The sequence below is a fragment of the Pseudomonas sp. R4-15 genome (assembly GCF_055768815.1).
Genome location: NZ_CM147293.1, coordinates 4,095,982 through 4,115,341, shown reverse-complemented (window position 1 = coordinate 4,115,341; position 19,360 = coordinate 4,095,982). Strand labels below are relative to the sequence as shown.

Here is a 19,360-nt window from a genome sequence, read left to right as displayed (position 1 = left end):
TTGAATTGCATATCAGATGGCGCGAGCCCAGTAGCCATGGGTCCGCGCGACGCCAGGTCGCAGGTGCTGATGGGGATGGCGTATCAGCTACCCAACTCGCGCCAGGTCAGGTACAGGCGGGTGTCGAACTCCAGTTGCGCATAGCCTGGCTGCAGGTGTTCGCAGAGCTGGTAGAAGGCCTTGTTGTGCTCGGCCTCGCGCAGGTGCGCCAGTTCGTGGGCGACGATCATGCCGAGGAAGGCCGCCGGTGCCTCGCGGAACAGCGCGGCGATGCGGATTTCCTTCTTCGCCTTGAGCCGCCCGCCTTGCACCCGGGACACCGCGGTGTGCAGGCCGAGGGCCTTGTGGGTGAGGTCCAGGCGGTTGTCGTAGAGCACCTTGTCGATGCCCGGCGCGCTCTTCAGGCGGCGCTGCTTGAGCGCCTGCACGTAGTCGTAGAGCGCGCGGTCGTTCTGTACCGCGTGCGGCTCGGGATAACGTCGGGCGAGGTGCTCGCCGAGGCTGCCGGCGTCGATCAGCCGGCGCACCTGGTCGAGCAGGGCGGGTGGGTAGCCGCCCAGGTAACGCAGTTCGTTCACAGGCGGCGGACTTTCAGCGAACGGCCCTTGATGCGCCCTTCGGAGAGACGTTGCAGGGCTTCGCGGGCGCGCTCGCGCTGCACCGCGACCAGCGCCTGATGATCGAACAGGGTGATCTTGCCGACCGCGTCGCCCGGCAGCCCGGCGTCGCCGGTGAGCGCGCCGAGGATGTCGCCGGGACGCAGCTTGTCCTTGCGTCCGGCGGCGATCGCCAGGGTGGCCATGGCCGGCAGCAGCGGCGAGTCGTCCCGGGCGTTCACCACCGAGAGTTCACGCCAGTTCAGCGGGGCACCCTGCAGGGCCTCGATGGCAGCGGCGCGGGGGGCTTCCGCCGGCGCCACCAGGGACAGCGCCAGGCCTTTCTCGCCGGCGCGTCCGGAGCGGCCGACGCGGTGTACGTGGACCTGCGCATCGCGCGACAGCTCGACGTTGATCACCAGCTCCAGCCCGGCGATGTCCAGGCCACGGGCGGCGACGTCGGTGGCCACCAGCACGTTGAGGCTGCGGTTGGCGAACATCGCCAGGGTTTGCTCGCGCTCGCGCTGCTCCATCTCGCCATGCAGCGCGGCGGTGGCGATGCGCCGGGCGTTGAGCTGGTCGGCCAGCTCCTGGCACTGCTGGCGGGTCTGGCAAAAGGCGATGCACGACTGCGGACGGGCGTTGAACAGCAGGCGCTCGACGGCCTCGAAACGCTGCTGCGGACTGATCTCGTAGAAGCGCTGCTCGATCTGCTCGTCGTCGTGCAGGGCGGCGACTTCCACGTTGGCCGGATCACGCAGGAAGCGCGCGGCGAGTTGAGCGATGCCGTCCGGGTAGGTGGCGGAGAACAGCGCGGTCTGGCGCTTGCGGGGAGTCGCCTCGATGATCGTCTCGATGTCTTCGATGAAGCCCATGTCGAGCATGCGGTCGGCTTCGTCGAGCACCAGGGTGCGCAGGCCGTCGAGCTTCAGGCTGCCCTTGTTCAGGTGTTCGAGGATGCGTCCGGGGGTGCCGACGACGATCTGCGCGCCGTGCTCCAGCGAACCCAACTGCGGCCCGAAGGGTGTGCCGCCGCAGAGCGTCAGCACCTTGATGTTGTCGGTGGTGCGGGCCAGTTGGCGAATCTGCCGGGCGACCTGGTCGGCCAGCTCGCGGGTGGGGCAGAGTACCAGCGCCTGGCAGCCGAACCAGCGCGGGTTCAGCGCTTGCAGCAACGCCAGGCCGAAGGCGGCGGTCTTGCCGCTGCCGGTCTTGGCTCGGCCGATCAGATCGCGGCCCGCCAGCAAATGAGGCAGGGAAGCGGCCTGGATCGGCGTCATCTGCTGGTAGCCGAGGCTTTCCAGGTTGGCGAGCAGGGCGGGCGCCAGCGGTAGCTGGGCGAAGGCGGTGTCGGTCACGATGGTCGGCCTGGCGATGCGGCGGGCCAGTTTACCAGTGTGCGGGGCGGCCCGCAGATCCGAACGCAAAAGGCCTGCCACGCGGGTGCGTGGCAGGCCCTTGTGTCACGCGCGGACTCAGGCGGCCTTGGCGGCAGCCTGGCCGGTGGCGCGGTTGAGCGCCGAGAACAGCGCGCGGAAGCTCGCGGTGGTGATGTTCTCGTCGATGCCGATGCCGTGCAACGGACGCTCGCCTTCGAGGCGGAACTCGATGTAGGAGGCGGCCTTGGCGTTGGCGCCGGAACCGATGGCGTGCTCGCTATAGTCCATGATCTCGGCTTTCACCGGCAGGGCGCTGACCAGCGCTTCCAGCGGGCCCTTGCCGACACCGCGCCAGTGCTGGATTTCACCGTTGTGGTGGACTTCCAGGTCGACCGCGCTGGTGCCGTTCTCTTCCTGCAGCCGATGACCCTTGAGCACGTAGGGGCTGGTGGCTTCCAGGTACTCGCGCACCAGCAGCTCATGGATCTGTGCGGCGCTCATCTCCAGGCCGAGGCGATCGGTTTCCCGCTGTACCACCTGGCTGAATTCGATCTGCATGCGACGCGGCAGGTTGATGCCGTATTCCTGCTCGAGCAGGAAGGTGATGCCGCCCTTGCCGGACTGGCTGTTGACGCGGATCACCGCCTCGTAGTCGCGGCCGATGTCGGCCGGGTCGATCGGCAGGTAGGGCACTTCCCAGAGCGCGTCTTCCTTCTGCTGGGCGAAGCCCTTGCGGATCGCGTCCTGGTGAGAGCCGGAGAAGGCGGTGTGTACCAGGTCGCCGACGTACGGATGGCGAGGATGTACCGGCAACTGGTTGCATTCCTCGACCACCTTGCGCACCGCATCGATGTCGGAGAAGTCCAGTTCTGGGTTCACGCCCTGGGTGTAGAGGTTCAGCGCCAGGGTCACCAGGCAGACGTTGCCGGTGCGCTCGCCGTTGCCGAACAGGCAGCCTTCGACGCGATCGGCGCCGGCCATCACCGCCAGTTCGGAGGCGGCCACGCCAGTGCCGCGGTCGTTGTGGGTGTGCACGCTGATCAGCACGCTGTCACGCTTGTCGATGTGGCGGCCGAACCATTCGATCTGGTCGGCGTAGTTGTTCGGCGTGGCGCACTCGATGGTCGCCGGCAGGTTGAGGATCAGCTTGTTCGCCGGGGTCGGCTGGAACACCTCGATCACCGCGTTGCATACCTCGACGGCGAAGTCGGTCTCGGTGGAGCTGAACACTTCCGGCGAGTACTCGAAACCCCACTGGGTTTCCGGCGCAGCCTCGGCCAGACGCTTGATGGTGCTGCCCGCAGCCACGGCGATGGCTTTCACGCCAGCCTTGTCCTGGTTGAAGACGATCTTGCGGAAGCTCGGCGCGCAGGCGTTGTAGTAGTGGACGATGGCCTTCTTGGCGCCCTTGAGCGACTCGAAGGTGCGCTCGATGAGGTCGTCACGGGCCTGTGTGAGCACCTGGATGGTCACGTCGTCGGGGATGTGGCCGCCTTCGATCAGCTCGCGGACGAAGTCGAAATCGGTCTGCGAGGCGGACGGGAAGCCCACTTCGATTTCCTTCAGGCCCACGGCGACCAGGCATTTGAAGAAGCGCATCTTCTTCTCGGCGTCCATCGGTTCGATCAGCGACTGGTTACCGTCGCGCAGGTCGGTCGACAGCCAGATCGGCGCCTTGTCGATGATCTGGTCCGGCCAGGTACGGTCGGGGAGCGTGACCTGAGTGAAGGCACGGTATTTCTTGGACGGGTCTTTGAGCATGCTCATGGGTTGCAATCCTGCGATATCGAGAGTCGGAGCGAGGCCGCGAAGGCCGTGAAAGCGGGGTTTCAGGCGAGGCTTCGCAGTCGCGGGCTGACCAGTCGCAGGCAGGCGAGCTGGCGGATCAGGAAGAGGACGTTGGCGTTTTTCATGGGGGAACCCTATCCATCGGGGCGTGGAATGGCAACACTTGCTCGAAAAACGCCGATTTATTGCTTAATAGGGCTTTTGCGGGGATTTAATTGCTTTTAGGTGGGGTGTTTTGGCGATTCGTGGTTTCCATGGGGCGCCATGGGCGCCCCATGCATTACGCGTCAGAAATCGCCGCGCAGGGTCAGGCTGAAATGGCGTGGGTCGCCGTAGTAGTAGTTCACGCCGGCGGCGCCAATCTTCTTGTAGTAGTACTTGTCGAAAAGGTTGTAGGCGTTGAACTGCAGCGAATAGTGCTCGTTGAAGCGGTAGCCAAGCATGGCGTTGTAGATGGCGTAGCCGCCTTGTTCAGCGCGGCGGGTGCCGCTGGTGGCGTAGGTATCGCTCTGTGCCTGCATACCGCCGCCCACGGTCAGGCCGTTCAGGGCGCCCTGGAAGCGATAGCTGGTGAACAGGCGGAGCTGGTGTTTCGGGTCCGTACTGCGCAGCACGTTGCCCTGGTTGGCGGCGGTGTCCTTGAGATATTCGGTGGTGGTGTAGGTGTAGCCGGCGAAGACCTGCCAGCCGGGCAACACCTCGCCCGCCACCTCCAGTTCGACGCCCTCGCTGCGGCTCTTGCCGCCGGCGATCATGCAACTGCCGACGATGCCGTTGGGCTGGCAGGGGACGTTGATGGCGTCTGCATCCTGCAGGGCCTTGCCCGTTAGGTTGGTGCGAAATACGGCGGCGGAGGCGTTCAGCCGACCCGCGAAATACTCGCCCTTGAGGCCCAGCTCGTAGGATTCGCCGGTCATCGGATCCAGCAGCGCGCCGGAGACGTCGTAGCTGCTCTGCGGTGTGAAGATCTCGGTGTAGCTGGCGTAAGCGCTCAGATGCTCGTCGAGGTCGTAGATCAGCGCCGCATACGGCACGATTTCCTGATCGACGCTGTAGTCGCCGCTGGCGTTGCTGCGGTTCTCGAAGTCGTACCAGTTCAACCTTGCGCCGATCTGCGCGGTCAGCGGGTCGGCGAGCGACAGGCTGACGGTGCCGAACACGGCTTTCTCGGTGGTCAGCGTCTGCGCCGCGGTGTCGGGGATGTCCAGGCTTGGCCGGGGGATTGCCGAGGGATTCCAGTGGCGGATGTCCACGCCGCTGGCGATCACCGCGAAGGCGCTCTGGATGCCGGTCTGATCGACCTGGTTGCGTTCCAGGCCGAGGGTCGCGTGGTGCTCTCGCCCAAGTAGCTGGAAGGGGCCGTCGAGCACTGCGCCGAGGTTGTCGTAGAGCGTTTCGCCGCCGCCGTCGCTGACCGTCGCCGAGACGTCGAACTCGTAAGGGTCGGTACTGCCCGCGGTGTTGTAGATGTAGGTCTGCTGGAAGCCGTGGTCCTTGAAGGCGAAGCGGCTGCGGCTGGCGCTCAGCCTGAGGTTCCAGTCGTTCTGCAGGTGATGTTCGAGCTCGCCGAAGAGGTGCAGGTTGGTGCGATCCCAGCGACCCCAGTTGGCGCCCAGGAAGGTATCCCGGGAGAACTTCAACGGTGAGCCGTCGAAGTCGGCGGGCAGGTTGCCCCAGGTCCCGGTGGCCTCCAGGTCGACGTACTCGATGCCGGTGGTCAGCGTGGTGGCGTCATTCAGGTCCGCCGCGATCACGCCGTAGAGCAGGCTCTTGCGCTCCATTTTCGCGTCCTGGAAGGAGTCGCTGTCGTCGTGCACGGCGATCACGCGTCCACGCAGGGCGCCGCCTTCGACCAGCGGGCCGGAGAGATCCGCCACGTAGCGATTCGCCTCCCAGGAACCGAGCGTGTAGCTGGCGGAACCCTGGAACTCGCGGGTCGGGCGCTTGCGCACGATGTTCACCGTGCCCGAGGGATTGCCCGAGCCGCGCAGCATGCCGCTGGCGCCGCGGAGGATCTCCACGTGGTCGATGGTCGCCGCGTCCGGCTGGATGAAGTTGCCGCTGCCGGCGTTCTGGTTGATGCGTGCGCCATCGAACTGGATGGCGTCGATCTGGTAGCCCCGGGCGTAGTAGGTCACGCGCTCGCTGTCGGTGTAGTCGACCACCACGCCGGGGACCTGGTAGAGCATGTCGGTCAAGGTATTGAGTTGCTGGTCTTGCAGGCGTTGGCTGGTGAGCACGCTCACCGACTGCGGCGTGCGGCGCAACGATTGCGGGGTCTTGCCGATGGCCACGCTGCCCGTGGTGTAGGAACCGCTGTTCTCGGTGACCGGGCCCAGGGCGGTGGCGCTGATGTTCATCGACTGCAGCTCGACGGCTTCCTTGCCCAGTACGTAGTTGCCATTACCGCGGTGCTCGGCGCGCAGGCCGCTGCCCTGCAGCAGCCGGGCGAGGCCCTGGGGAACGTCGTATTCACCCTTCAGCCCCGGGCTTTGCAGCCCCTGGGTCTGCTGCGGCGTGCTGGAGAGGGTGATGCCGGCGCTGCGCGCGAACTGGTTGAGTACCTGCGCCAGTGGGCCGGCGGCGATGCTGTAGTGGCGCAGGGCCTGGTCGCTGGATGGCTGGGCGTGGGCGAGGGCGGGCACGCCGGCCAGTGCGACACCGGCGCCGAGGGCGGCGGCGCGCAGTGCACGGGACAACGGGGCGAGTCGCGATGGGGTGATGGAGGACGGCATAGGGCTCACTGTGGACGGTGTTTGAATGGGAATGGTTGTTATTCCCTTGCCGGTCCAACAGGGAAAAGCCGACAGCGATTGTTGAAAAAAACGCAGGAGGCCGGAATCAGGTCGCTGCCTCGACGTTGACCCACCAGCGCGTCAGGTAGCGCAGGCGCACCGGCAGCGTATCGGCGACCACGGCGAGCAGCGCGTCGGTGTCGCTCAGGCGGAACACCCCGGACAGGCTCAGCCCCGCCACCTCATCGCTGCAGCCCAGGTGCCCCGAGCGGTAGCGCGCGAGCTCGGCGAGGAACACGTCCAGCCGCGTGTCGCGACTGACGATCACCCCGTCTCGCCAGGCGCCCGGGTCCAGGCCGTCGTCGCCCAGGGGATGGCTGCCCTTTGCATCGAAGCGCCGACGCTCGCCAGCGCCGATGCGCTCCGTAGGCGCGTGGAGCCAGTCGACCTGGCCCTGCTCGACGCTCAGGCAGGTGCTGCCAGGCCCCAGGCGCAGGTCGCAGCGGGCGCCGGGGTACAGGATGAAGCGGCCCTGGGGCGTGCGCACTTGCAGCGCTAGAGGCGCGTCCTCGCGGCGCTCGACGAACAGCTCGCCACGGCGCAGCTCAATGCCCTGGCTGGCGCCGCTGGGCAGGTCCACCGCCGAATCGGTGTTGAGGTGCAACGCGCTGCCGTCGGCCAGCGCCAGGCGTCGGCGCTCACCGATCCCGGTCGCCTGATCCGCCAGCAGCGGTTGCACCAGCGACAGGTCACGGGCCAGCCAGGCGCTGCCGCCCAGCGCCAGACCAAGCGTCAGCGTCTTCAGGGCGCGGCGTCGTTGCAGGCGAACCGCCGAATGCTCCAGTGCATCGACGGTGCCACGCGGCAGACCGCCGAACTCCTGGGCGAGCTCGGCCTGCAGGCCGCTGGCCTGCAGCCAGGCGCGTTCGTGGCGCGCATCCTGGCGCCGCCAGTGCTCGAACTGCTGGCGCAACTCGGGGGCTTCGTTGTGACGCAGGCGCACCAGCCAGTCGAAAGCCTGGCGCATACGCTGGGCGTCGTCGGCATCGGCCGTCATGACTGCTCGTTTTCCGCCTGACGCATCAGGTAGCAGTGGTAGAGCGCATCGGCCACGTAACGCTCCACCGAGCGTACCGAAACCCCCAGGCGCTCGGCGATCTGGGCGTGGCTCAGGCCCTCGCACTGGGCCAGCAGGAAGGCGCTGCGCACGCGCGGCTTGAGGCCGTCGAGCATCTGCGCGATGCGTTCGAGCAACTCCAGGACGACCTGTCGGGTTTCCGGTGAAGGCGCCAGTTCCTCGGGCAGGTGGGCGATGCTTTCCAGCCAGGCGCGGCGGATTTCCTCGCGTCGCCAGTGGTCCACCAGCAGGCCGCGGGCTACGGTGCGCAGGAATGCACGAGGGGTTTCGATGGCGCCGAGGTCGCAGCGCTGGAACACACGTAGAAAGGTGTCATGGGCGAAGTCCGCGGCATCGGCGGCGTTGCCCAGGCGCTGGCGCAGCCAGGCGTGCAGCCAGCCGTGATGGTCGCTGTACAGTCGCTGAGCCTGGCGGGCATCGAAGGCCGACATGATGAATAGAATTCGCCGTTGATAATGCCTCGCATTGTCATGTCCGGCTCGCGTTTTTGCAATGCGCGGGCGACTCTTGCGTCAGTCCGCGTAGCTGTAGGCGCCGCCTTTCTCCAGTGCGCGGCGATAGGCCGGTCGCGCATGGATGCGCGCGAGGAAATCGGCGATCCGTGGGCGCCCCTGCAGGACCCCGCGTGACGCCGCGGCCTCCAGCGGGAAGCTGAGCTGGATGTCCGCGGCGCTGAAGTTGTCCCCGGCGAACCAGTCGTGCTCGGCCAGCTGGCTCTCCAGGTAGCCGAAGTGCAGCTTCAACTGAGGATTGATGAAGGCCGCGCCGACCTTGTCGGCGATCCCGCGGGCGATCGGCTTGATGAAGAAGGGCATCGGCGAGGTGCGCAGCTTGTCGAACACCAGCTTGAGCAGCAGCGGCGGCATCGCCGAGCCCTCGGCGTAATGCAGCCAGTAGCGGCAGCGCAGTCGCTCGGGGCTGCCGGCGGGGGGCAGCAACCAGTCGCCGTAGCGTTCGGCGAGGTATTCGATGATCGCCCCCGACTCCGCCAGGGTCAGCTCGCCATCGGTGATCACCGGCGACTTGCCCAGCGGATGCACCTTGCGCAACTCGGGCGGTGCCAGCAGGGTTTGTGGATCGCGCTCGTAGCGCTGAATCTGGTAATCGAGGCCAATTTCCTCGAGCATCCAGAGCACGCGCTGGGAGCGCGAGTTGTTCAGATGATGAACGGTGATCACGGCGAACTCCCGCAGGGGTTGGTCAATGGGTCAGACTCTCAGACCGTCGTGGTCCACGCCAGTGCCATTCCCGCCAATTGCTGGAGCAAAGCCATGTTTCGCCTACTCGCCACGTCGCTCGCCTTCGTCATGCTGGCCGCTTGCAGCCAGGCCCCGTTGCAGCCTCCCGCGCCGCTGAGCGAGCGCCTGCAGACGCTGGGTCTGCGCCAGGGCGAGGCGGTGCGCCGTATCAGCGCCTTCAGCATCGCGGGCTGGCGCTCGCTCGACGACAACCACCTGATTCTCGATGCCGGCCCTGGACGCGATTACCTCATCACGCTGGCTTATCCTTGTTACGGTCTCGACAGTCGCAACCGCATCGGCTACACCACAACGGGGGGCGCACTGACGGACCTGGACCGAATTCTGACACCGGAACCGGGGATGCCGCGCGACTGTCCGATCCGGGAGATCACTCGTCTGGAACAACTCAACTGACCTGACGTTAGCCGCCGGGAAGCATGCGGTGCGGACGCTGGCGCAGGTCGCCAACAACCAAGGAAGACTTGCCATGCGTTCACTTCTATCGTTTTTCGCCGCTGCGTCGTTCACTGCTGCCCTGGCGGGGTGCGCCCACTCCACGGCACCTGCTGCGGATGTCTCCGCGCCTCTCTCCGAGCGCGGTCTGCAGGTCATCGAGCCGGTCGACAACATTCCTCACTTCGTCTTGCGTACCTGGCATCCGCTGGATGACCGCCACATCGTCCTGCGCAGTGCCGCGCGGGTGTACTTGGTGGAGTTCGCCGGCAGTTGCGGGCATCTGCAGCCGAATGCGCGGTTGGCCTATCTGAGCAACATGGACGGCCTGGCGCCGGGCAACGACTTCCTGGTCGCCACCAGCGATGGCGGCCAGGCGCACTGCAGCGTTGCGTCGCTGTATCGGCTGGACGGACCGGGCGCCGTCGGAGTCTGATGTTCCGCCCGAGAGGCTAAACCGGTAGCGGCCTGGCGCTTTCGCGCAGGTCGCGGCCACTGGGCGCCTGGAACACGCTCAGGCCGAATTCCGGAAGGATCGCCAGCAGGTGGTCGAAGATGTCCGACTGGATGCTCTCGTAGGCATTCCAGGCGGTGGTGTTGGTAAAACAGTAGATCTCCAGCGGCAGGCCTTGGGCGCCGGGCGACAGTTGGCGCACCAGCAGGGTCATGTCCTGGCGGATGCCCGGATGGCTGCGCAGGTAGCGCTCGACATAGGCGCGGAAGGTGCCGAGGTTGGTCACGCGGCGGGTGTTCACCGGTTCCTTGCCCTTGCTCTCCAGCTTGAGGTTCCACTCGTCGAGCTCCTGCTGCTTGTAGTTCAGGTACTCGTCGAGCAGGCTGAAACGGTGCAGGTGATGGCATTCCTGCTCGTTGAGAAAATGCACGCTTTGCTGGTCGAGCCACAGGCTGCGCTTGATCCGGCGGCCCCCGCACTCCTGCATGCCGCGCCAGTTCTTGAACGGGTCGGTGATGAAGCGCCGGGTGGGGATGGTGGTGATGGTCTTGTCCCAGTTCTGCACCTTCACCGTATGCAGGGCGATGTCGATGACGTCGCCGTCGGCATTCAGGTTGGGCATTTCCACCCAATCGCCGACCCGGATGATGTCTCCCGAGGTGATCTGCACGCTGGCCACCAGCGAGAGCAGGGTGTCCTGGAAGATCAACATCAGCACCGCCGCCATCGCGCCCAGGCCTGAGAGCAGGATCAGCGGCGAGCGGTCGATCAGCGCAGCGATCATGAGGATGGTCGCCAGCGCGTAGAGCACGATCTTGACCACCTGGATATAGCCCTTGACCGGCTTGAGGTGGGCGTCCGGGCGGCGCTCGTAGAGGATATTCACCAGGGTCAGCGCACTGCCGATGGCCAGCGCGATGGTGAGGATCACGAAGGCGGTACAGACATTGCGCACCACCGTGACCAGCGCTTCGGGAAGACCCGGTATCAGCACCACGCCAGCGGAGAGGATCAGCGCCGGTACGATGTTGGCCAGGCGGCGTACCACCTTGACGTCGTGCAGCGCCTTGTCCTGGCCCAGGGAGGTGGAGCGCAGGGCACGCATCAGCCCGCGCACGAGGATGTGCTTGACGATCCAGTTGGCCAGCCAGGCGCCGACCAGCAGTGTCGAGGCGCCGAGCAGCGCATGCAGTTCCGGGTGGAGTTCGAGCCAGTCGATGAAGGCAGCGTAAGTGGCTTGCATGGGAGTCCTTGCTGACGACGGGCCTCAGGGGCGCGTCGCCGGAGAAAGTCAGAGTAACGGCAGTGTCACCGGCTCCAGGTGATTGTCTTCGACACGCACCTCGATCTCACCCTCGCCCAGGCGTGCGTGCAGGCGCTGGCCAGGCTGAGTCTGCGCGGCGCTGCGCACGGCGCGACCGCGTTCGTCGAGGAGGATCGCGTAGCCGCGTCCGAGCGTCGCCAGCGGGCTGACGATCTGCAGTTGCTGGGCGCTGGCCTGTAGGTGTTGCGTGCGTTGGCGCAATTGCTCGCGGATGGCGCGCGGCAGGCGCTCGGCGAGGGTGTCGAGGCGTTGCCGCAGGTGCGCCAGGTTGCGCCCCGGGTGCTGCGCCGCGAGGCGCGTGTCCAGACGTGCCAGGCGCTCGCCAGCGCTACCCAGGCGCCGCTCGGTGGCTTGGCGCAGACGCCGCTCCAGGTCGTCCACCCGCTGAGCCTGCTGCTGCAGGCGTTCGCGTGGGTGGCGCAGGCGGCGGGTGAGGCCGTCCAGACGCAGGTTTTCCCGGCGCAGACGCTCGCGCGTGCAGTGCAGCAGGCGCCGCCGCAGGCTTTCCAGGCGCTGCATCAGTTCGTCGCTGTGCGGCGCCAGCAGTTCGGCGGCGGCGGAGGGGGTGGGGGCCCGCAGGTCGGCGACGAAGTCGGCGATGGACACGTCGGTTTCGTGGCCCACGGCGCTGACGATCGGCGTCACGCAGGCGTGGACGGCGCGCGCTACGGCTTCCTCGTTGAAGCACCAGAGGTCCTCCAGCGAGCCGCCGCCACGGGCCAGGATCAGCGCGTCGAAGCCCTGTGCGTCGGCCAGTGCCAGCGCGCGGACGATCTGCGCGGTGGCCTCGCGGCCCTGTACGGCGGTGGGGATCAGGGTCAGCTCCACCTGCGGCGCGCGGCGGCGAAACACGCTGACGATGTCACGGATCACCGCGCCGGTCGGTGAGCTGACGATGCCGATACGGCGCGGGTGGGTGGGCAGCGGCAGCTTGTGCTCGGCGGCGAACAGGCCTTCGTCGGAGAGCTTCTGCTTGAGCGCCTCGAAGGCCAGGCGCAGGGCGCCGTCACCGGCCGGCTCGACGTTGTCGAGAATCAGTTGGTAGTCGCCGCGGCCCTCGAACAGCGAGACCTTGCCGCGCACGCGCACCTGCAGCCCGTCGCGCAGCGCCTGGCGCACGCGCTGGGCGTTCTGCCGGAACAACGCGCAACGTACCTGGGCCTTGCCGTCCTTGAGGCTGAAGTAGATGTGCCCGGAGGCGGGGCGGGCGAGGTTGGAAATCTCGCCCTCCACCCAGACCTGGGCGAACACGTCCTCGAGGAGCAGACGGGCGCGGTTGTTGAGCTGGCTGACGCTGAGGACTTCGCGGTCGAGCCCCAGACGCTGGAAAGGATCGTTGAGCATGCAGGGATGATACGGGGCCGCCGGGCGGCGGGAAAGCAGGGGACGACTCGCTATAATCAACGACCTGATTCGCTCGGAGTATGAGTCATGCAGTGGTCCGCCGTTCAATACACGCGCTTCGAGCGCGAGCGCAACCAGCCGGTGCTCGACCTGCTCGCCAGGTTGCCCGCCGGTGGCGTGGAGCGCGCCGCCGACCTGGGTTGCGGTCCGGGCAATTCCACCGAGTTGCTGGCGCAGCGCTATCCGGCGGCGGAGGTGGTAGGCATTGATCAGTCTGCGGAAATGCTCGACGCAGCCCGTGCGCGCCTGCCGTCGCTGCGCTTCGAGCAGGCCGACCTGGGACACTGGCGCAGCGACCAGCGCTACGACGTGCTGCTGGCCAATGCCTCGCTGCAGTGGCTGCCCGACCACGCGCGGCTACTGCCTACCCTGTTCGAACAGCTGACGCCAGGCGGCCAGTTGGCGGTGCAGATGCCGGACAACCTCGAAGAGCCGGCGCATCGGCTTATGCGCGAGGTCGCCGCCAGCCCCGCCTGGAAGGACCGCTTGGCTGGCGTCGGGCGCCAGAACGACAGCCTGCACGATGGCTGCTGGTACTACCGCTGCCTGAGCGAGGCCGGAGCGCGTGTGGAAGTCTGGCGCACCGTCTACCTGCACCCATTGGCCGGTGGCACCCAGGGGGTGGTCGACTGGTTTTCCGGCTCATCGCTGCAGCCTTATCTGCAACGACTGTCAGGACAGGCCCGGGAAGACTTTCTCGAGGCCTATCGCGAGCGCCTGCAGGGTGCCTATCCCGAGCTCGAAGACGGCACCCTGCTGCTGCCGTTCCCGCGGTTGTTCTTCGTCGCCACCCGTCAGGGCGGACCTGACTGACGCGCGCCGCGAACACGCTCTGGATCGGCTTCGTAGTCCCTCGCTCTTCGCGACTTGAACGCCGCTGGAACGGGGCAGGAACAGGGACCGGAACCGGGGGTCTCACCTGTGGCCAACTGCCGCATTCCGGCTAGACTTTGGTAGACTCGCGCGAGCTGCGGCTAAACCGCATCTTTTGTGAGCTCAAAGAACCGTTCGCGTGTGCTGCGGACGGCTCGAGATTCACGAGATCCCTGGCGAAGCATCGGGGGTCCGCCACCTGATCAGGAGTCCTCTGATGGACATGAACCGCAGACAGTTCTTCAAGGTCGCCGCCGTCGGCCTTGGGGGATCGAGCCTCGCGGCACTGGGCATGGCGCCGACGCCTGCCTTTGCCGATGAGGTGCGTCATTTCAAGCTGACGCACACCAAGGAAACCCGCAACACCTGCCCATACTGCTCGGTCGGTTGCGGTCTGATCCTCTACAGCATGGGTGACGAGGGCAAGAACGTTGCCCAGAACATCATCCACATCGAAGGTGACGCCGACCATCCGGTCAACCGCGGCACCCTCTGCCCGAAAGGCGCCGGCCTGCTCGACTTCGTGCACAGCCCGAGCCGCCTGAAATACCCCCATGTGCGCAAGCCCGGCTCCAACGAGTGGGTGCGCATGAGCTGGGACGACGCGCTCGACCGCATCGCGCGCCTGATGAAGGAAGACCGCGACGCCAACTTCATCGCACAGAATGCACAGGGCCAGACGGTCAACCGCTGGACCTCGGTAGGCTTTCTCGCCGCTTCCGCCTCCTCCAACGAGGCCGGCTACCTGACGCAGAAAGTCATCCGCAACCTGGGAATGCTGGGGTTCGATAACCAAGCGCGTGTCTGACACGGCCCGACGGTGGCAAGTCTTGCCCCGACGTTTGGCCGTGGCGCCATGACCAATACCTGGTCTGACATCGCCAACGCGAACCTGGTCCTGGTGATGGGCGGCAACGCAGCCGAAGCCCACCCCTGCGGATTCAAATGGGTGACCGAAGCCAAGGCTCACAACAAGGCCCGGCTGATCGTGGTCGACCCACGTTTCACGCGTACCGCCTCGGTGGCGGACTACTACGCGCCGATCCGTACCGGTACCGACATCGCCTTCATGGGCGGCCTGATCAATTACCTGATCAGCAACGAGAAGTACCAGCACGAGTACGTGCGCAACTACACCGACGTGTCCTTCATCGTGAAGGAGGGCTACGGCTTCGAGGACGGTATCTTCAGCGGCTACGACGCCGAGAAGCGCACCTACTCGGACAAGAGCGGTTGGGGCTACGAGCTGGATGAGAACGGCTATGCCAAGGTCGACAAGACCTTGAGCCATCCGCGTTGCGTGTTCCAGTTGCTCAAGCAGCACTACAGCCGCTACACCCCGGAAATCGCCAGCCAGACCTGCGGCATGCCGCAAGACCGGATGCTGAAGATCTGGGAAGAGATCGCCACTTGCTCGGTCCCGGGCAAGACCATGACGATCCTCTACGCGTTGGGCTGGACGCAGCATTCCATCGGTGCGCAGATCATCCGTTCCGCGGCCATGGTGCAGTTGCTGCTCGGCAACATCGGCATGCCCGGCGGCGGCGTCAACGCCCTGCGCGGCCACTCCAACATCCAGGGTCTGACCGACCTCGGCCTGCTGTCCAACCTGCTGCCGGGCTACATGAGCCTGCCGGGGGATGCCGAGCAGGACTTCGATGCCTACATCGGCAAGCGTGCGTTGTCGCCGCTGCGCCCGGGGCAGATGTCCTACTGGCAGAACTACCGCAAGTTCCACGTCAGCCTGATGAAGGCCTGGTACGGCGGCAACGCCACGGTCGACAACGACTGGTGCTACGAGTACCTGCCCAAGCTCGACTTCGGCGGCGCCGGCTACGACGTGCTGCGCATGTTCGACATGATGGGACGCGGCGAAGTCCACGGCTATTTCTGCCAGGGCTTCAACCCGATCGCCTCGCTGCCGGACAAGAACCGCGTGGTCAAGGCACTGGCCAAGCTCAAGTGGCTGGTGGTGATGGACCCGCTGGAGACCGAAACGGCGAACTTCTGGAAGAACGCCGGGGCCTTCAACGACGTCGATACCGCGAGCATCCAGACCGAGGTGTTCAACCTGCCGACCACCTGCTTCGCCGAGGAAGACGGCTCGCTGGTGAACAGCGCGCGCTGGCTGCAGTGGCACTGGAAGGCGGCCGATGCCCCCGGCGAAGCGCGTCCGGACGTGTCGATCATCTCCGAGCTGTACCTGCGTCTGCGCCAGGCCTACCGCGAGGAGGGCGGGGCCTTCCCCGATCCGATCGTCAACCTCAACTGGCCCTACAAGGTGCCCCACGAGCCGTCCTCCGAGGAACTCGCCAAGGAGTACAACGGTTATGCGGTGAGCGACTTCACCGACGGTGCCGGGACGGCGATGCGCAAGGGCCAGCAGCTCTCCGGCTTCGCCCAGCTCAAGGACGACGGCAGCACCGCCTCGGGCTGCTGGATCTTCTGCGGTAGCTGGACCGAGCAGGGCAACCTGATGGCGCGGCGCGACAACAGCGACCCGTACCACATGAAGCAGCACCTGGGCTGGGCCTGGGCCTGGCCGATGAACCGGCGCATCCTCTACAACCGCGCCTCGGCGGACCCGCAGGGCCAGCCGTGGTCGATGGAGAAGCGCGCGGTATGGTGGAACGGCAGTGCCTGGGTCGGTACCGATGTGCCCGACTACGGCGCCACCGTGCCACCGGAAGCGGGGATGAATCCGTTCATCATGAACCCCGAGGGCGTGGCGCGTTTCTTCGCCGTCGACAAGATGGCCGAGGGTCCATTCCCCGAGCACTACGAGCCGTTCGAAACGCCGATCGGCGTCAACCCGCTGCACCCGAACAACAAGAAGGCCACCAGCAACCCGGCCGGGCGCGTGTTCGAGTCGGTGTGGCCGACGCTGGGCAAGGCCGACGAGTTCCCGTACGCGGCGACCACTTACCGTCTGACCGAGCACTTCCACTTCTGGACCAAGCACTGTCGCCTGAACGCCATCGTCCAGCCCGAGCAATTCGTCGAGATTGGCGAGGCCCTGGCCAGCGAGAAGGGCATCAAGGCCGGCGACCGGGTGCGCGTGAGCTCCAAGCGCGGCTACATCGAAGCCGTCGCGGTAGTGACCAAGCGTATCCGTCCGCTGCAGGTGAACGGCCAGACCGTGCATCACGTGGGCATCCCGCTGCACTGGGGATTCACCGGCGTGGCGCGGCATGGCTACCTGACCAACACCCTGGTGCCCTTCCTCGGCGATGGCAACACGCAAACGCCCGAGTCGAAGTCGTTCCTGGTCAAGCTGGAGAAGGTGTAAATGGCCAGTCAAGACATCATCGCCCGCTCCGCAACGACCACGCCGCCGCCGTCGATCCGCCAGGTCGACGAGGTGGCCAAGCTGATCGACGTGTCCAAGTGCATCGGTTGCAAGGCCTGCCAGGTCGCCTGCTCGGAGTGGAACGAGCTGCGTGACGAGGTGGGTCACAACCATGGCGTGTACGAAAACCCCATGGACCTGACGGCCGACTCCTGGACGCTGATGCGTTTCACCGAGCACGAGAACGCCGCCGGGGACCTGGAGTGGCTGATCCGCAAGGACGGCTGCATGCATTGCGCCGAGCCGGGCTGCCTCAAGGCTTGCCCGAGCCCGGGGGCGATCATCAAGCACGCCAACGGCATCGTCGATTTCAACCAGGACCACTGCATCGGCTGCGGCTACTGCATCACCGGCTGTCCGTTCGACATCCCGCGCATCTCGCAGAAGGACCACAAGGCGTACAAGTGCACCCTGTGTTCCGACCGCGTCAGCGTGGGGCTGGAGCCGGCCTGCGTGAAGACTTGCCCGACCGGCGCCATCGTCTTCGGTACCAAGGAGGACATGCAGCAGCACGCCGCCGAGCGCATCGTCGACCTCAAGTCGCGTGGGTTCGAGAATGCCGGTCTCTACGACCCGGCCGGTGTGGGCGGCACGCATGTGATGTACGTGCTGCATCACAACGACCAGCCGTCGCTCTACGCCAACCTGCCTGATGCGCCGGCGGTGAGTCCGATGGTCAGCTTGTGGAAGGGCGTGACCAAGCCGTTCGCGCTGCTCGCCATGGGCGCCGCGGTGCTCGCCGGCTTCTTCCACTACGTGCGGGTCGGCCCGCAACGGGTGGAGGAGGACGAGGAAGCGCCCGAGGCGGTCGAGCCGGTGGTTCACCAGCAGGATCCGTCGGTGCACACCTTCGATCCGAAGCAGCCCTGAGGCGTTGGAGGCCGAGATGAAAAAAGAAATCCAGCGTTACAACGCCAATGAGCGCAGCAACCACTGGTTGACCGCGATCCTCTTCATCCTTGCCGGGCTCTCCGGGCTGGCGCTGTTCCATCCCGCGCTGTTCTGGCTGAGCAACCTGTTCGGCGGCGGCCCTTGGACGCGCATCCTGCACCCGTTCCTGGGGTTGGCGATGTTCGTGTTCTTCGCCGCGCTGGTGGTGCGCTTCTGGCGTGCCAACCTGTTCCGCGGCAACGATGGCGCCTGGATGCGCAACGTTGGCAAGGTCATGCGCAACGAGGAAGAGGGTGTTCCGCCGATCGGCAAGTACAACCCGGGGCAGAAGTTGCTGTTCTGGGTGCTGCTGGCGACCATGCTGGTGCTGCTGTTGTCCGGCGTGGTGATCTGGCGTGCCTACTTCAGCCACCTGTTCGGCATCGATGTGATCCGCCTCGCGGCGCTGGCCCATGCGGCGGCGGCCTTCGTGCTGGTCATCTCGATCATCGTGCACATCTACGCGGCGATCTGGATCAAGGGCTCGTTCACCGCCATGATGTCCGGCTGGGTCAGCCGGGCCTGGGCGAAGAAGCATCACGCGCTCTGGTACCGTGACGTCGCTTCGCGCGACGACAAGTAGCTAGTGCCGCTCACTCGCCCTCACGGGCGAGTACACCGCTCGCGCCGGAAGAAGCCCGTCTGGGCTATCCTGCGCGGGCGTTCTTTTTTGCGCATTCGCGTTACGGCGACTGCGCTCGTCGGGGCATCCGCATGCCCGCTCGAGGAGGGCCGAATGGCCGTCAAATACCTGGAACCCGAGCAGATCGCCACCTCGGCGACCAGCCTGCCTTATATCCACATGCCGCCAGGGCGCCTATTCGCGCTCCGCGCCGAGCGCCTGGAAAGCCTCGCCGAAGATCACCCGTTGGGGGACTACCTGCGGCTGGTCGCCAGTCTTTGCCGTACCCAGCAGCAGGTCCTCGATGCACCGCCGCCGTTGCCGGCCATCGATGGCAAACGTCTCGAGCAGAGCAAGACGCATCGTATGCCACCCCTGGCTGCCGACACTCTGGTGCGCGAGGACGCCTGGCAAACGATGCTCGATGCTTTGCTCGCGGCCTTTCCCGAGCCCGCCAATCCCGCCGTGGGGGACGCGTTGCGTGCGCTGCGCGCGGCGGATGCCGGTCAGCGTCGGGCGTGGGCCGTACTGTTGCTTTCCGGGCAGTACGATGGCGTGCCGGCGGCGCTGGTGCCGTTCCTCGGCGCCGGCCTGCAGTTGGCCTGGAGCCATTGGCTGCTGCAGTTGCCGGAAGGCGCGCTGGAAGACATCGGCAGCGGTAGCCGCTGCCCGTGCTGCGGTTCGCCGGCGATGGCCGGGGTGGTGCGCCATCGCGGCAAGTATAACGGCCTGCGCTATCTGGTCTGCTCGTTGTGTGCCTGCGAGTGGCATGCGGTGCGGGTGAAATGCGTGTACTGCGAGAACAGCAAGGACCTCACGTATCACAGCCTGGAAAACGACGCCTATACCGCGGAGAAGGCGCCGATCCGCGCAGAGGCCTGCCCGGCCTGCGAGTCCTATCTGAAGCTCGTGTACCTGGAGTCGGACCCCGATGCCGAAGCGCTCTCGGCGGACCTCGCCAGCCTGGTGCTGGACATGAGCATGGACGCCGAAGGCTTCGCTCGCAACGCGCCGAACCTGCTGTTGGCGCCGGGCGGATAGGTTATTCAGCCCGGCCAGAGGAGGCCCGGCTGG

The 19,360-nt window shown here is 66.2% G+C and carries 16 protein-coding genes; 7 read left to right on the top strand and 9 right to left on the bottom strand.

Annotation, left to right across the window (positions count from 1 at the left end; genetic code table 11):
* Positions 1–83: 83 nt before the first annotated feature.
* From ACYRGX_RS19875 to ACYRGX_RS19845, 7 genes are all read right to left on the bottom strand, one after another.
* A complete protein-coding gene (locus ACYRGX_RS19875) occupies positions 84–578 on the bottom strand; it encodes a YgjP-like metallopeptidase domain-containing protein (RefSeq protein WP_473054151.1) in 495 nt (164 codons plus the stop codon).
* On the bottom strand, positions 575–1,954 hold the full coding sequence (dbpA, locus tag ACYRGX_RS19870; RefSeq protein WP_473054150.1) for an ATP-dependent RNA helicase DbpA: 1,380 nt from the start codon (positions 1,952–1,954) through the stop codon (positions 575–577). Before dbpA ends, ACYRGX_RS19875 begins: the two co-directional genes overlap by 4 nt.
* Before the next feature lie 117 nt (positions 1,955–2,071).
* Entirely contained in the window at positions 2,072–3,742 is a 1,671-nt protein-coding gene (leuA, locus tag ACYRGX_RS19865) for a 2-isopropylmalate synthase (RefSeq protein WP_473054149.1), read from the bottom strand.
* A 308-nt stretch (positions 3,743–4,050) separates the two neighbouring features.
* Positions 4,051–6,462 (bottom strand): TonB-dependent siderophore receptor, encoded by a 2,412-nt coding sequence (locus tag ACYRGX_RS19860; RefSeq protein WP_473054148.1) that lies wholly within the window; start codon positions 6,460–6,462, stop codon positions 4,051–4,053.
* Between the two features lie 142 nt (positions 6,463–6,604).
* Positions 6,605–7,555 (bottom strand): FecR domain-containing protein, encoded by a 951-nt coding sequence (locus tag ACYRGX_RS19855; protein ID WP_473054147.1) that lies wholly within the window; start codon positions 7,553–7,555, stop codon positions 6,605–6,607.
* Positions 7,552–8,067, bottom strand: a complete 516-nt coding sequence (locus ACYRGX_RS19850) for a sigma-70 family RNA polymerase sigma factor (protein WP_473054146.1) — start codon at positions 8,065–8,067, stop codon at positions 7,552–7,554. The genes ACYRGX_RS19855 and ACYRGX_RS19850 overlap by 4 nt, the downstream gene beginning before the upstream one ends.
* Before the next feature lie 81 nt (positions 8,068–8,148).
* A complete protein-coding gene (locus ACYRGX_RS19845; protein ID WP_473054145.1) occupies positions 8,149–8,814 on the bottom strand; it encodes a glutathione S-transferase family protein in 666 nt (221 codons plus the stop codon).
* A 93-nt stretch (positions 8,815–8,907) separates the two neighbouring features.
* Here ACYRGX_RS19845 and ACYRGX_RS19840 point away from each other — a divergent pair, with 93 nt between their 5' ends.
* Positions 8,908–9,291 carry a DUF6491 family protein gene (locus tag ACYRGX_RS19840; RefSeq protein WP_473054144.1) on the top strand — a complete coding sequence of 128 codons (384 nt, stop codon included), beginning with the start codon at positions 8,908–8,910 and terminating at the stop codon, positions 9,289–9,291.
* Between the two features lie 73 nt (positions 9,292–9,364).
* Complete coding sequence (locus ACYRGX_RS19835; protein ID WP_473054143.1) at positions 9,365–9,766, top strand: DUF6491 family protein; 402 nt, start codon at positions 9,365–9,367, stop codon at positions 9,764–9,766.
* A 16-nt stretch (positions 9,767–9,782) separates the two neighbouring features.
* Here the strand turns inward: ACYRGX_RS19835 and ACYRGX_RS19830 are convergent, their stop codons facing one another.
* Positions 9,783–11,027, bottom strand: coding sequence for a mechanosensitive ion channel family protein (locus ACYRGX_RS19830; RefSeq protein WP_473054142.1), 1,245 nt, complete (start codon positions 11,025–11,027; stop codon positions 9,783–9,785).
* A gap of 48 nt (positions 11,028–11,075) precedes the next feature.
* Complete coding sequence (xseA, locus tag ACYRGX_RS19825; RefSeq protein WP_473054141.1) at positions 11,076–12,452, bottom strand: exodeoxyribonuclease VII large subunit; 1,377 nt, start codon at positions 12,450–12,452, stop codon at positions 11,076–11,078.
* A gap of 87 nt (positions 12,453–12,539) precedes the next feature.
* Between xseA and tam the strand changes: the two genes are divergently transcribed.
* The 5 genes from tam (at position 12,540) to fdhE (ending at position 19,327) form a co-directional block, all read left to right on the top strand.
* The gene (tam, locus tag ACYRGX_RS19820) at positions 12,540–13,325 is read left to right on the top strand and encodes a trans-aconitate 2-methyltransferase (RefSeq protein WP_473054140.1); all 786 of its coding nucleotides are present in this window, start codon (positions 12,540–12,542) and stop codon (positions 13,323–13,325) included.
* 277 nt (positions 13,326–13,602) lie between these two features.
* A complete protein-coding gene (fdnG, locus tag ACYRGX_RS19815) occupies positions 13,603–16,674 on the top strand; it encodes a formate dehydrogenase-N subunit alpha (protein ID WP_473054139.1) in 3,072 nt (1,023 codons plus the stop codon).
* Positions 16,675–17,604 (top strand): formate dehydrogenase subunit beta, encoded by a 930-nt coding sequence (gene fdxH, locus ACYRGX_RS19810; RefSeq protein WP_473054138.1) that lies wholly within the window; start codon positions 16,675–16,677, stop codon positions 17,602–17,604.
* A 16-nt stretch (positions 17,605–17,620) separates the two neighbouring features.
* Complete coding sequence (locus ACYRGX_RS19805; RefSeq protein ID WP_473054137.1) at positions 17,621–18,247, top strand: formate dehydrogenase subunit gamma; 627 nt, start codon at positions 17,621–17,623, stop codon at positions 18,245–18,247.
* 153 nt (positions 18,248–18,400) lie between these two features.
* Entirely contained in the window at positions 18,401–19,327 is a 927-nt protein-coding gene (gene fdhE / locus ACYRGX_RS19800; RefSeq protein ID WP_473054136.1) for a formate dehydrogenase accessory protein FdhE, read from the top strand.
* Positions 19,328–19,360: the final 33 nt, after the last annotated feature.

Bases quoted from the DNA above. Each gene is read 5' to 3' on its own strand.
- fdhE (WP_473054136.1), top strand. From the start codon at position 18,401: ATGGCCGTCAAATACCTGGAACCCGAGCAGATCGCCACCTCGGCGACC.
- xseA (WP_473054141.1), bottom strand. From the start codon at position 12,452: ATGCTCAACGATCCTTTCCAGCGTCTGGGGCTCGACCGCGAAGTCCTC.
- ACYRGX_RS19855 (WP_473054147.1), bottom strand. From the start codon at position 7,555: ATGACGGCCGATGCCGACGACGCCCAGCGTATGCGCCAGGCTTTCGAC.
- ACYRGX_RS19835 (WP_473054143.1), top strand. From the start codon at position 9,365: ATGCGTTCACTTCTATCGTTTTTCGCCGCTGCGTCGTTCACTGCTGCC.
- fdxH (WP_473054138.1), top strand. From the start codon at position 16,675: ATGGCCAGTCAAGACATCATCGCCCGCTCCGCAACGACCACGCCGCCG.
- ACYRGX_RS19805 (WP_473054137.1), top strand. From the start codon at position 17,621: ATGAAAAAAGAAATCCAGCGTTACAACGCCAATGAGCGCAGCAACCAC.
- ACYRGX_RS19850 (WP_473054146.1), bottom strand. From the start codon at position 8,067: ATGTCGGCCTTCGATGCCCGCCAGGCTCAGCGACTGTACAGCGACCAT.
- ACYRGX_RS19830 (WP_473054142.1), bottom strand. From the start codon at position 11,027: ATGCAAGCCACTTACGCTGCCTTCATCGACTGGCTCGAACTCCACCCG.
- tam (WP_473054140.1), top strand. From the start codon at position 12,540: ATGCAGTGGTCCGCCGTTCAATACACGCGCTTCGAGCGCGAGCGCAAC.
- leuA (WP_473054149.1), bottom strand. From the start codon at position 3,742: ATGAGCATGCTCAAAGACCCGTCCAAGAAATACCGTGCCTTCACTCAG.
- ACYRGX_RS19840 (WP_473054144.1), top strand. From the start codon at position 8,908: ATGTTTCGCCTACTCGCCACGTCGCTCGCCTTCGTCATGCTGGCCGCT.